This is a genomic window from Bacillus pacificus (assembly GCF_020861345.1).
GTDB lineage: Bacteria > Bacillota > Bacilli > Bacillales > Bacillaceae_G > Bacillus_A > Bacillus_A pacificus.
The window spans coordinates 3,316,114-3,329,611 of the sequence record NZ_CP086328.1 but is presented as its reverse complement, the minus strand read 5'-3'; the positions used below and the strand labels follow the sequence as shown (position 1 = coordinate 3,329,611).

Below are 13,498 nucleotides of genomic sequence, written 5' to 3'. Positions count from 1 at the left end.
TAACCTGTAAATCAATGAATAAACCAAAATATAGAAATAAAGAATTTGAAGGGTGAAGAATGAGAAATGGTTATATTAGGAGCAGTTGTAAATGGAATTTGCATTATATGTGGTACTTTACTAGGTAAATTATTTAGTAGAATTCCAGAAAGTATGAAGGGAACAATTATGCATGCAATCGGTTTAGCGGTTACTGTACTTGGACTTCAAATGGCATTGAAAAGTGAAAATTTTCTTGTTGTCATACTAAGTTTAGTAATTGGTACCGTTATCGGGGAATGGTTACAATTAGAGGGAAAGTTAAAACAGTTAGGAGATTGGCTAGAAAATAAAGTTGGATCGAAAGGGAGTATATCAGAAGGTTTTGTAACAGCTACTTTAATATTTGCAATTGGTGCGATGGGTATACTTGGTGCACTCGACAGTGGGATTCGCGGAAATCACGATATTTTATTTACAAAGGCAATTATCGATGGATTTATTTCTATTATATTAACGACAACTCTAGGGATTGGCGTAGTATTTTCAGCGATTCCAGTAATTTTATATGAAGGTGGCATCGCAGTTTTTGCAACACAAATTAATAGTTTGGTCCCGAAAGAATTAATGAATCAATTTATAGTAGAAATGACAGCTACAGGTGGTATTATGATAGCCGCTATCGGATTGAACTTACTTAGTATTATTAAAATTAAAGTGGCAAATTTACTGCCAGGTATATTGATAGTTGGAATCATTGTTTCACTTATTTATGGTTACGGTTTAATAGTAAAGTAGTAGGGGATGAAGGTACATATGGAGGAATTTCAATTTACAAAACGTGTTCATAACATATTGAAGATTGCAGCAGAAGAGGGAGAAAGTAATATCATTCAACCAGTTCATTTATTTATTGGCATGTGTAAAGAAGGTACTGGCGTTTGCAGCGAGTTGTATATGTATTTATTTCGTAACGTGGGGACGGATTTTTTAGAAAAACTTTCATTACGAAAACAAGACGATTTAACGGATCAAGAGTATGAAAAAATAGGGCAATATAAGGTATCTTATAAGGTGCTAGAAATTTTACAAATAGCGAAGAAACGTATGGAACGTTTTCAGCAAATAATAATGAATGAAGGACATGTTATATATGCACTCTTTCGCGCGGATACGTTTATTGAAAATCCACAAATACAAAAAGAGATATTACGTATTGTAGAAGAGCCAAGAGATTTAGCGGTTGATTTAAAATGTTTTGTTCCTGCTTATACTCATTTAACTTGTCATGTTAGAAAGGCTAACTCTTCTGATTTTGGGAAATTAGTAAGTTTTGTTAGTGAGGAATTTGGTGAACGTTGGTTACATTCGATAGAGTACGGATTTCGTACATATAAAGAAAATGTACCTATTTATATAGCAGAACAAAAAGAAGTGATAGTAGGTTTCGCTTGTTATGACGTAGTGAGAGGAAAGAAAGGATTGTTTGGTCCAATGGGCACGGCGAAACAAAATCGTGTGAAAAGTGTAGGGAAGCAATTGTTACATTGTAGTCTGCATAGTATGAAGCAAGATGGATATGAATATGCAATTATTGGACAAGCAGGTCCGGTTGAGTTTTATGAGAGATGTTGTAATGCGCGTTTAATACCAATCATGGATTATTAACCAACTTCATTTAGGTGGAGTTGGTTTTATTATGAAAATAATGTAGAGATGTAGTGATTCTTATTAGAAAATAGCGGGTTTTGTAGTAAATTTTACATATAAAGCAAATTACTAAACTTTTTACAAGAAAGGGTGTAGAATGGGTATCTAAAGAAAGAAGGTGTGAAAATGGCCAGCTGGAAACGAAATTTAATGATTTGTTGGCTAGGTTGTTTTACCACTGCAGCCGGTATGAGTTTAGTAATTCCCTTTTTATCTTTTTATATTGAGGAATTAGGTGTGACTGGCACTTCTAGTATTGCACAGTGGTCGGGACTTGCATTTGGTGTAACATTTTTAATGGGTGCGATCGTATCACCAATATGGGGAAAGCTTGGTGATATACATGGACGGAAATTGATGCTAATTCGTGCTAGCCTTGGTATGGCGATTATTATGACGCTTATGGGGTTTGTAACGGATGTATATCAATTAGTCGCACTAAGATTTTTAATGGGAGCAGTATCTGGTTTCCTTTCAACCGCGATGACATTTATTGCAGCAGAAACTCCGAAAGAACATTCAGGTTGGGCAATTTCTACAATTTCAACTGGTGGCGTGAGCGGTTCTTTACTTGGTCCATTACTTGGAGGATATTTGTCTGAGTTAATTGGAATGCGCCATGTTTTTCTTGTTACAGGAGCTTTTTTATTCCTTTCCTTTCTCATCGTTTTTTTCTTCTTACATGAAGAAAATCACTCTGCTCAAGCAAAAAAAGTACAAACGAAAAAAGTATGGACGATGGTTCCAGCTAAGCATTTAATTATTAGTTTGTTTGTAACAACATTTATTATTCAACTTGCTAATATGTCTGTTCAGCCAATTGTTACATTATACGTGAAAAATTTAGTTGGTCCTCAAACTGCGCATATTGAAACAATTGCGGGCGCCGTTATGTCAGCGACAGGATTAGCTGTTATTTTGGCAGCACCAAGACTCGGACGATTATCAGATCATATCGGTCCTCAAAAAACGTTAGTTGTAGCGTTGTTTGCTGCAGGAATTATTTTTATTCCGCAAGCATTTGTAACCTCAGCTTGGCAACTATTAATTCTTCGATTTTTATTAGGTATCGCACAAGCAGGATTATTACCTTCCGTACAAACTCTACTAAAACAACATACACCAACCCATGTAACGGGACGAATATTTGGATATAATCAATCGTTTCAGTTTTTAGGAAATATGATTGGACCAATACTTGGTGGACAAATTGCAGCGCATGCTGGTTTTCAATATGTTTTCTTCTCTACATCATCACTATTGTTTATTGCGTGCATTTGGGTTTATTTTCATAATAAGAACGAAGAGGTATCAGAGAAACGACATTTGGAAGTTAGTTAACTAGGTGAATAAAAAAGAAAAGGATGAAGCAATGATTAATCTGTACCCTTTGTAAAGGACATTTTAAAAAAAGTTAGGCGGCATCAAGAAGATGGTTTCTGTATTCGACAGGAGTCATCTTCTTTAAATTCCACTGATATCTGTGCTGATTATAGTATTTCATATAGTCTTTAATTTCTTGTTTTAACTGTGTGAAAGATGTACAAGTTTTGATGTGTGCTTCATCTTTAAAGTGCCCGAAAAAAGATTCTTGTGGGGCATTATCCCAACAGTTTCCTCGCCTTGACATAGATTGTCCCAGCTTTAATTTTTTGACTAATTTTTGATAGGTAGGACTTGTGTAATGAGCACCTTGATCAGAATGAATATAGGCATCTTGCGTTAATCGTACCTTCTTATTCTTCTTTAGTTTGTGCAGCGTCGTCGTTGCGATATCTAAGGTAAGTCGTTCTGAAACATGATACGCCAAAACTTCATTCGTAGACCCGTCTAGAATAGTAGATAAATATCCTTTTTGATTCTTACCATAAAACAGGTATGTGATATCTGTAAGAAGTACCTTTCCCGGTACACCTTGCCTAAATTCGCGTTTTAATCGATTGGGTACCACGAAGTGTTCTTTCGTCGCTTTCAACATTTTTTTATAGGGATTTTCTCTACGAATAGGACAGATTATCCCATATTTTTTCATGATTCTACGGATGCGTTTCAAATTGTAGACAACTTGAAATTGACCCGCCAATGTCATTTTGATCTGACGAGCCCCCTTTTTTCGGTTTTTAAATCGAAATGCCTTTAATATAATCTCTTTCACTATTTCATCTTGATGTATTCTTTTCTCTCGCCGACTTTGAGAAATGGCTAAAAAATAATTATAGTATCCAGAACGTGAAACGCCTGCGACCTGACACAAATATCTCACCATATTTTTCAGGCGGTATTTTTCAATGATAGAACGAATTAATAGGTACTTTTGACTAGCGTGTAACGTTATTTCTTTCCCATCCTCCCTTCCATAAATTTGATCTTTTTTAACAGTTCATTTTCAGCTTTTAATAAGTTTCGTTCCGCTTCCAAACGTGCATATTTCTCCTCTAATGTAAGTTCTCTTTCTGACTTTCTTCCTGAGTTTTCCTTACGTGTGTCTCTTAAGCCCCATACACCGTTTTGCTTATAGGACGTACGCCATCTATTTCCTGATGACACAATACGTTGTAGACCGATGATATCTATATCAAAACCACATTCTTCAAAAATAATACGAGGTGGTTTACCCTGTTCATTTTCCTTAATAAAAATACGCTTGAATTCATCGGTATAGGTAATTCCTTTTTGGCTTACCGATTTTACGTATCGATTTTTTGATAATATTTGAATTTCCTTTTCTGTAAGCAATTTTTTCGTCATTTTGAAATTTCTCCGATTCTCATTTTTCTCTCATTATACAAGAAATACCCTATAGAATAGACTTTTTTTAAGTGTCTATTCTATAGGGTACAGTTTAGATTGCTTCATCCTTTTTATTTAAAATTGGAGACAAAGATAACTTAACGTACCAAGCTCGTAACTGCGGTGAATGACTTCACCAATATTTTCACCACTTCCCATAGCGATAAATAAAGGAACGAAATGCTCTGCTCTTGGTACTGCTAATTGTGCATGAGGGGCATTTTTCTCCCAATTAAATAATGCATCTTTATCAGCAGCCTGCATATGTTTAATAATCCAATCATCAAATTCAATTGCCCATTGTTCGGGCGTAGTTTGATTCCATTTCAGTGCTCGTAAGTTATGAACGGTAACACCACTACCGATTACTAAAATATCTTCCTGTCCAAGTCCTTTTAATGCTTCTCCAATCTTAAATTGTTCTTTTGCAGAAAGGAATGGATTTACTGATATTTGGACGACAGGAATATTTGCTTCTGGATACATGCGATGCAAGAGTGTCCATGAGCCATGATCTAAACCTCTCGTCATATTATGATGGACTGGAATACCTTTGTTTTTAAACTTTGTTTCTAACATGGATGCAATGCTAGAAGAACCTTTTGCACGATATTTAATTTCGTATAACTCTGGAGGAAAACCTCCAAAATCATAAATTGTTTCATATTCGTTATCTGATGAGGAAATCGTTAATACTTCACTTTCCCAGTGAGCAGTGAAAATAACAATTGCTTTCGGTTTATACGTTTCTCCAAGTATTTTTAAAAAACTTGTATAATCTGTATCTTGAATAGCGAGCATTGGTGAACCATGTGCTAAAAATAGTGATGGCATCATAGTAGAAACCTCCTAAAAATATAATAATTACTTTATGTAAGTAACTATATAATTTTATGTTGTTTTCGTCAACAGAAATAGTTTGGAAGCTAATCGGAAAAGGAAGGCATTTGTCATAATGAAAGCAATTGCATATAATACATAATAAGAATAATGAATAGATATTCATTTTTGAGATACATAATAGAGTTGGGGGCTGACGAAATGAACGTACAGGAAAGTTTCGTTACGGCAATGGATGGATCGGAAATTTATTTACGCAAGTGGTTACCAGAAGGTGAACCGAAAGGGATTATTCAAATTGCACATGGTATGACAGAACATGCAGGTGTTTATACAGACTTTATTGATGCGTTATTAGAAGCAGGGTATGGTGTTTATGCGCATGATCATAAAGGACATGGGAAAACGGTGAAAAGAGAAGAGGATTATGGTCATTTTGAACCAAATGTAGGTTGGAGTAAGGCTGTATCTGATGTTATTTTTGTATCAGAAACGATAAGAAAAGAGCAGACATGCCCGCTATTTTTACTTGGACATAGTATGGGTTCTTTTTTATCAAGGCGTGCTGTACAATTGAAAGGTGAATTGTATGATGGATTCCTTATTTCAGGAACTGGTGGAAATCCAGGGTTTTTAGGAAGTATCGGTCATAAAGTAGCGACAATCGAGATGAAACTACGCGGAGCGAAAACGAAAAGTCCGATGCTAAACTTTTTATCTTTCGGAAATTTCAATTCGCACTTTAAACCAAATCGTACAAAATTTGATTGGCTATCTTCAGATAACAGTCAAGTAGATAAATATATTGCGGATCCATTATGTGGATTCATTTGTACGACTAGTTTTTATCGAGAATTATTTTCTGGTGTATTAGAAGTAAATAAACTAGAAGAGTTTAAGAAAACACCGCAAAACCTTCCAATACATATTTTTTCAGGAGATCGTGATCCTGTTGGAGATATGGGGAAAGGTGTAAAAGAAGTATATGAAAATTATAAAAAATGCGGTGTGAAAGATGTAACACTGCGTTTATATGAAAATGGAAGACATGAAATGTTCCATGAAGTAAATAGAGATGAAGTATTTCAAGATTTGATTTCTTGGTTAGATGGACATATTGTATGAGAAGAAACCTCACTTTTTGAAGTGAGGTTTCTTTAAGGAGATGGAGGAATAGTTATGAGTGAATTTGTAAATAAAGAATATGTAGAAATAGATTTTCAAGATATTTTGATTAAAGAAGAGGAATTGAAGAATTGTACGTTCATAAAATGCCGTTTTAGAGGGATAGATGCATCGGAAATTTCTACTGAAAATTGTAATTTCATAGAATGTGATTTTACCGGTGCTCTTTTTAACGCTTCTATCCATCAAGGAACTACATTTGCAAATTGTAAGCTTGTTGGTGCGAATTTATTTGTATCGAAGTTTGAAGAATGTAAAATGACTGGCTCTGATTTTGAAGAAGCGAATTTAGATGGAATAACTATCATATCGGGTGATTGGTCATACACGAATTTAAGGTTCGCGAACTTAAGTAAACAAATGTTAAAGGGTATACGTTTAGTGGAAGCTGACCTATATGAATGTAATTTAGAAAAAGCAGATTTACGTGAAGCGGATTTAACTGGTGCACAGTTAGGTAAGGCGAAACTTAGCGGTGCAAATTTAAAAGGAGCGATAGTTGATAGAATTGATTTTACAAGTTTCGATTTGAAAAATGTAAAATTAGATATAGCGCAGGCAGTTGCAGTAGCAAGGTGTTATGGGGCTAAGGTGAACTAAATTGTTTGAAAAACCGTTCAAAACGCTGAACGGTTTTTCAAATCATAATAGTAGTATAATAGTGAATGAGGTGTTCATAGAATGGAAGATAAAACATTAGGTTTACTATTAGATGTTGTTGGGGAATTATTTTCAGATGAAATTTCAATTGCTGTATCGAATACGAAAGAATATATATACTATCGGCCAAGTAAACGAATTGATTTAAAGATTAGCGCCGGGGATCCTATAAAGGAAGGAACGATTGCTCATAAAGCAATGGTGACGAACCAAAAAACCTCTGAGTTTATGAATCGTGATGTTTTTGGTATTCCTTATCATGGTATGGCCGTACCATTCTCAAACAATGGAAAGCTTGAAGGGTGCGTGACAGCCATTTATCCAGCTTTAACGGACGGAAAATCAGTCGTTACTTTAAAAACAACGGACGGCTGGATTCCGGTTCCTTTTTCAAAAGTCATGTATTTAGAGGCGAAAGATAAAAAGACGTATGTAAATGCAGAAGAGTTAACAGGGACACATAAATACTCGTTACAAGAATTCGAATATTTACTTCCGAAAGATTCATTTATTAGATGCCACCGTTCCTTTATTGTAAATGTGAATCATATTAAAGCAATTTATCCTGATACGCATTCAACTTTTTTACTTTCTATGGATAATGGTGAAAGGGTACCAGTGAGTCAGTCATATGCTAGTTATTTTCGTAAGCTTCTAGGATTCTAAATTATGCTGCTTTAGAGGTTAGATTCGCTGTTTTGTCTGAATTTTTGCCATTGTATACTGAAATCCCTATTTAGATACTGTTAAAGTGTAAAATAATTATGAATATTCATAGGGAGAGGGATTACATATGGAGAATAATTTGGATAGAATTAGGGATGAACGTCTGAAAGATCGCGTAGTTACACCTGAAGAAGCAGCTTCATGGATTGAAAGTGGAATGACTTTAGGCTTAAGTGGGTTTACACGTGCAGGTGATGTAAAAGCAGTCCCATTTGCGCTTGTAAACCGAGTTAAGAATGATACATCTTTTAAAGTAAATGTTTATACTGGTGCCTCTTTAGGTTCTGATGTAGATAAATTATTTGCGGAAGCAGGAATTTTAGGGAAAAGATTGCCTTTCCAAGCTGATGCGACTATGCGAAAAGGAATTAATAACGGAGATTTTTTATTTGTGGACCAGCACTTATCTCATACAGCAGAGTTACTTCGCGCTGACGTTATGGATGTAGATTTTGCTATTTTGGAAGCGGTTGCGATTACTGAAGATGGCATGATTATTCCGACAACTTCAATAGGAAATTCTTTAGCGTTTTCTTTAAATGCTAAGTCCATTATTATTGAAATGAATATGGCTCAATCCACGCAGTTAGAAGGACTGCATGATTTATATGAACCAGGTAAGCAAGGAGAAAGACTTCCAATTCCGATTGTGAAAACGGATGATCGAATTGGAACGATTGGCATTCCAATCGATGTTGAAAAGGTGAAAGGGATTGTGTTTACGAACCAATTAGACTCACCATCGACAATTGTTCCTCCGGATGAAGAAACTGTTATTATGGCACAGCATTTAATAGAGTTCCTTCGAAAAGAAGTCGAAGTAGGCCGATTAACAAATCGTTTAGCGCCGCTACAATCGGGAATTGGCTCAGTGGCTAATGCAGTTCTTCATGGAATGTTAGATTCGGAGTTTGAAGATTTAGAAGTGTATTCTGAAGTTTTACAGGATGCGGTCTTTGATCTTATGGATGCTGGAAAAGTCAATTTTGCTTCATGCTGCTCAATTACACTCTCTGAGGAGAAAATGCAAAAAGTATTTTCTAACTTTGAAAAATATCGTGACAAATTAATGATGCGCCCGCAAGAGATTTCTAATCATCCTGAAATCATTCGTCGCCTCGGGTTAATCTCGATTAATACTGCTTTAGAATTAGATATATACGGAAATGTGAACTCTACTCACGTTTTAGGCACAAAAATGATGAACGGTATCGGTGGTTCTGGTGATTTTGCGAGAAATGCTCGCCTAGCTATCTTTGTTACGAAATCGATTGCGAAAGGTGGTAACATTTCAAGTATCGTTCCTTTTGTTTCACATGTGGACCATACGGAACACGATGTAGATGTTATCGTCACTGAACAAGGGTATGTTGATCTAAGAGGACTTGCCCCAAGAGAAAGAGTGGAATTAATTATAGAGAATTGCGCACATCCAATGTATCGTGATCAGCTAAGAGCTTATTACGAAGAAGCTAAAACGAGAGGTGGACAAACTCCTCATGTTTTAGAAAAAGCTTTTTCTTGGCATACGAATTATGCTAAAAGTGGAACAATGCTTGAAGCGGTAGTAGAAACTGTATAGGTGTGTATCGTTAGAAATAGTAAAACGAAAGATTGAGTTTGAAAAAAATTTTAGAAGAAGAAAACGCCAACTTTCAAAGATGGCGTTTTTTTCTTTAAATACATTGTTACAGGCCGTACTGATTATAATAAAGATTTATGAAAATAAGAGGGTTTTTTAATTACTTTTCGAATCATTTTAATAGTTTACATATCGAAGGTGAGGAGAAAGAATCATGAAGATAAGAGAAGCGTTATTAAGTGAAGCAAATGAATTAAGTGAACTCGCACTACAATCAAAAGCGACGTGGGATTATAGTGAAGAATTCATAATTGCCTGTAAGGAAGATTTAACTATTACAGAAGAGTATATAAATAATAATTTTGTATATGTTTTTGAAAACGATAATACGAAGATTGGATTTTTCTCATTTTTACGTAATGATAAAGCTCTCGATTTCCTGTACATTCATCCTCGTTATAAAGGGAAAGGCTACGGGAAAATACTTTGGAAGTATGTAATAGAAAAAGCAAATGAACTAGGCTTAAAAAGTTTTACGATTGATAGTGATCCGAATGCAAAAGGATATTATTTGAAAATGGGCGCACAGTTAATCGGAGAGACACCATCAACGGTCTTTAAGGATCGTTTACTGCCTCTTTTGAAATATGATGTGTAAAACTATTAATAGTAGGGGAAGATTAGAGTGGATGATGTAAAGGAAAAAAGAATATATGAAGCACTAATAAGATCGTGGTCGATTGAAACAAGTTCAAAGTGGACGACTGAGAATCCAGCAAAGGGACAGTGTGGTGTTACAGCTCTAGTCGTTCAAGACATATACGGAGGAGAGATTAAAAAGACAAAAGTAAGAGAGGCGTAGCACTTTTATAACTTTATAGATGGACAGAGGTTTGATTTTACAGAGGCTCAATTTAATGAAAAACTGAATTATATGGATATAGAATCAAATCGAGAAGAAGCATTTGCAGATACAAATGAAAAACAATATAGCATGTTGAAGAAAAAGATAACGAAAGAATTGAAATTATCTTTTGACTCTTAATCTTTAATAAGTTACTATAATGGTGGTAACTTATTAAAGGGAACTTCATAGAGTTGAAAGGGGAAATACTTTTGAAAACAACTTATGTAAACGCTACAATCGTAACGATGAATGAACAAAATGAAGTGATAGAAAATGGATATATCATTGTAGAAAATGATCAAATTATAGATGTGAAGAGCGGAGAATTCGCTAATGATTTTGAAGTAGATGAAGTAATTGACATGAAAGGAAAGTGGGTTTTACCAGGGCTTGTAAATACACATACACACGTTGTAATGAGTCTCTTAAGAGGTATTGGTGATGATATGTTATTACAACCATGGCTTGAGACGAGAATTTGGCCACTTGAAAGTCAGTTTACTCCAGAGCTTGCGGTCGCTAGTACGGAATTAGGATTACTTGAAATGGTGAAAAGTGGTACAACATCATTCTCTGATATGTTTAATCCAATTGGAGTAGATCAAGATGCAATTATGGAAACGGTATCAAAGAGTGGAATGCGAGCTGCTGTTTCAAGAACTTTATTTAGCTTCGGAACGAAAGATGATGAAAAGAAAGCCGTTGAAGAAGCTGAAAAATATGTGAAGCGTTACTATAATGAAAGTGGTATGTTAACTACGATGGTTGCACCGCATAGTCCATATACATGTTCCACAGAACTATTAGAAGAATGCGCACGTATTGCAGTAGAAAATCAAACGATGGTTCATATTCACCTTTCGGAAACAGAGCGTGAAGTACGTGATATTGAAGCACAGTACGGAAAACGTCCAGTAGAATATGCAGCAAGTTGTGGGTTATTTAAACGCCCAACAGTTATTGCACACGGTGTAGTATTAAATGAAAATGAGCGTGCATTTTTAGCAGAACATGATGTTCGAGTAGCACATAACCCGAATAGTAATTTAAAACTAGGTTCTGGTATAGCGAATGTAAAAGCGATGCTAGAAACAGGAGTGAAAGTAGGTATTGCAACAGATAGTGTGGCATCAAACAACAATTTAGATATGTTTGAAGAAATGCGCATCGCAACATTATTACAAAAAGGTATTCATCAAGATGCAACAGCGTTACCGGTTGAAACAGCTCTTACACTTGCAACTAAAGGAGCGGCTGAAGTAATCGGCATGAAACAAACAGGATCACTTGAGGTTGGAAAGTGCGCTGATTTCATTACAATTGATCCGTCTAATAAGCCTCATTTACAACCAGCGGATGAAGTGTTATCACACCTTGTATATGCTGCTAGTGGAAAAGATATAAGCGATGTAATTATTAACGGAAAACTTGTCGTTTGGAATGGCGAATGTAAAACGTTAGATGAAGAGCGTATTATATTTGAAGCAAGTCGCTATAAACGAGGTTTACAAAGATAGGTATTTTTAGGCTGTGGAGAAAGACTTCTCCACAGCCTGTTTTTTGTCTGAACTTTTTTATTAATAAAACAGAAGAGAATGATTTAGATAAAATCACTAGTTTCAAAAATCCTTCACGTAATAATGATTATATGAAGGATTTAAATGTTTCTTATTTTTTTGTCTCGTTGACCCATTTAATAATGTCCTGGATAACGTACTCAGGAACATTAGCAGGGATTTCATATTCACTAGGAAGGCTTAATGCCCCATCACCCTCCGTGAAGAAATGATTCAATTTTGGGTATTCATTGAACTGAACATTCTTGCGATTTGAAAGCCCTTCCTGCCATTTTGTATATTCATTTTTTACTGTTACTTGATAATCGCGTGTTCCTTGCAGAATCAGTAAAGGCTCTTTCCGTGATTTTGCTTCTTCAACTGGACGCCACCTAGAAACATCATACATAAAATGGGGTGACCCAAAATTGTAGCCAGCTGGAGGGTGGTCAGGATTGAAAGTAGGATCCTGGATAAAAGCGACTTGTCTTTTTAGTTCATCCATTACTTCCTTTGGCGCCCCGAGGTATTGATTCTGATCAATGGCAATGTCAGTTAATGCCCGTGCAGGTGGTGCGAGTAGGATACTGCCTCTAACAAGTGAGGAAGGTGCTTTGCTTAGTATACGCGGCATTGTGCCAGCTCCTAGACTATGTCCAAGAATGAAAATATTGTTTGGATCAATGCCTTCCTGCTGCGCTGCTGATTTTGCTGCATATATGGCATCATCTGTAGTATCACGGTCTAACGTAACAGGTTCTGCACTCATCTTTAATGCGTGTTCTAAGGTGCGTTTTTCATAGCGCAACACTGCAATTCCGTTGGACGAAAGGCCTACCGCAAGGTCTCGTAAAATTTTTGTTCCCATATATGTACTATCGCGATCGTGGATGCCAGCACCATGAACAAGAACAACTACGGGTACCTTCTCACCAGCTTTATGTTTCGGAACTGTTAATGTGGCTGGTAACGGATAGGTAGAATTTCCAATGACGATTTCACGTTCTTGATAGAAAGCAGGTTGATCATAGCTAGGATGCGGGATAATATAAGATTCCGGAGGCGTCCTTACCCCAACCCAACCTCATCTACTTTCCCCCCAGGTGTGAATTTAAGGAGTAACGGTATGGTAGTTCCTTGGGTAGTTCCTGAAATTTCCACCGTCTGATGGACTAAGTTTCGTTCTTTTATCACGGGGGTTCCCATGATTTTTATCACGCTCCAACCACTTTGTGTCCACCAGTTTTGTAATGTGTTTGCTGTGAACTTGGATTGAAAAGCAGCAGACGTCAACTGAAGTGCCTCTACATAATTACCTTGCTGGAGATATTCAAAAAATAATGATGTACGCTCCGTTAAAGAGACTCGTTTTTTTTCTACAGATGGTTCCTCACGTGTATCTGCGTGAATAGCTGTTGTAAGCGGAAAAGATGAAATGCCTAAAGAAAAGAACAGGGTAAAGGAAAGTACTGATTTTTGTATTTTCTTTTTTTTATTCATGTTTTAACCTCCAATATGTGATGGTAAAAAACAGGTATGATAAATTAAGGTTTTGTTGTAAAA

At 35.9% G+C, this 13,498-nt stretch carries 11 protein-coding genes and 2 pseudogenes; 10 read left to right on the top strand and 3 right to left on the bottom strand.

Annotated features, from left to right (window positions below; all coding sequences use genetic code 11):
* Positions 1-66 precede the first annotated feature (66 nt).
* The 3 genes from LMD38_RS17330 to LMD38_RS17320 all read left to right on the top strand — a co-directional run bounded on the left by LMD38_RS17330 (position 67) and on the right by LMD38_RS17320 (position 3,030).
* Positions 67-777: a DUF554 domain-containing protein gene (locus LMD38_RS17330; protein ID WP_062822321.1), complete on the top strand. Its 711-nt coding sequence runs from the start codon at positions 67-69 to the stop codon at positions 775-777.
* 18 nt (positions 778-795) lie between these two features.
* Complete coding sequence (locus LMD38_RS17325) at positions 796-1,647, top strand: GNAT family N-acetyltransferase (RefSeq protein ID WP_062822320.1); 852 nt, start codon at positions 796-798, stop codon at positions 1,645-1,647.
* A gap of 168 nt (positions 1,648-1,815) precedes the next feature.
* Entirely contained in the window at positions 1,816-3,030 is a 1,215-nt protein-coding gene (locus tag LMD38_RS17320; protein ID WP_000179308.1) for a multidrug efflux MFS transporter, read from the top strand.
* A gap of 73 nt (positions 3,031-3,103) precedes the next feature.
* Here the strand turns inward: LMD38_RS17320 and LMD38_RS17315 are convergent.
* A protein-coding gene (locus LMD38_RS17315) for an IS3 family transposase (RefSeq protein WP_085966774.1) occupies positions 3,104-4,437 on the bottom strand; the annotation gives its coding sequence in 2 pieces (ribosomal slippage) (positions 3,104-4,050 and positions 4,050-4,437; 1,335 coding nt in all).
* Positions 4,438-4,554: 117 nt separating this feature from the next.
* On the bottom strand, positions 4,555-5,316 hold the full coding sequence (locus LMD38_RS17310) for a DODA-type extradiol aromatic ring-opening family dioxygenase (protein ID WP_227585702.1): 762 nt from the start codon (positions 5,314-5,316) through the stop codon (positions 4,555-4,557).
* Positions 5,317-5,520: 204 nt separating this feature from the next.
* Here LMD38_RS17310 and LMD38_RS17305 point away from each other — a divergent pair, with 204 nt between their 5' ends.
* The 7 genes and pseudogenes from LMD38_RS17305 (at position 5,521) to LMD38_RS17275 (ending at position 11,896) form a co-directional block, all read left to right on the top strand.
* Positions 5,521-6,444, top strand: coding sequence for an alpha/beta hydrolase (locus LMD38_RS17305; RefSeq protein ID WP_227585703.1), 924 nt, complete (start codon positions 5,521-5,523; stop codon positions 6,442-6,444).
* Between the two features lie 54 nt (positions 6,445-6,498).
* Positions 6,499-7,104: a pentapeptide repeat-containing protein gene (locus LMD38_RS17300; protein WP_014893850.1), complete on the top strand. Its 606-nt coding sequence runs from the start codon at positions 6,499-6,501 to the stop codon at positions 7,102-7,104.
* An 81-nt stretch (positions 7,105-7,185) separates the two neighbouring features.
* A complete protein-coding gene (locus tag LMD38_RS17295) occupies positions 7,186-7,830 on the top strand; it encodes a LytTR family DNA-binding domain-containing protein (protein WP_000389708.1) in 645 nt (214 codons plus the stop codon).
* A 127-nt stretch (positions 7,831-7,957) separates the two neighbouring features.
* Positions 7,958-9,472: a succinyl-CoA:acetate CoA-transferase ScpC gene (locus LMD38_RS17290; protein ID WP_016717171.1), complete on the top strand. Its 1,515-nt coding sequence runs from the start codon at positions 7,958-7,960 to the stop codon at positions 9,470-9,472.
* Positions 9,473-9,686: 214 nt separating this feature from the next.
* Positions 9,687-10,130 (top strand): GNAT family N-acetyltransferase, encoded by a 444-nt coding sequence (locus tag LMD38_RS17285; RefSeq protein ID WP_062822656.1) that lies wholly within the window; start codon positions 9,687-9,689, stop codon positions 10,128-10,130.
* A 27-nt stretch (positions 10,131-10,157) separates the two neighbouring features.
* Positions 10,158-10,517: pseudogene (locus LMD38_RS17280) on the top strand (YunG family protein).
* Positions 10,518-10,570: 53 nt separating this feature from the next.
* Complete coding sequence (locus tag LMD38_RS17275; protein ID WP_139867755.1) at positions 10,571-11,896, top strand: bifunctional S-methyl-5'-thioadenosine deaminase/S-adenosylhomocysteine deaminase; 1,326 nt, start codon at positions 10,571-10,573, stop codon at positions 11,894-11,896.
* Positions 11,897-12,047: 151 nt separating this feature from the next.
* Here LMD38_RS17275 and LMD38_RS17270 read toward each other — a convergent pair.
* Positions 12,048-13,435, bottom strand: a pseudogene (locus LMD38_RS17270) (alpha/beta hydrolase family protein).
* Positions 13,436-13,498 lie beyond the last annotated feature (63 nt).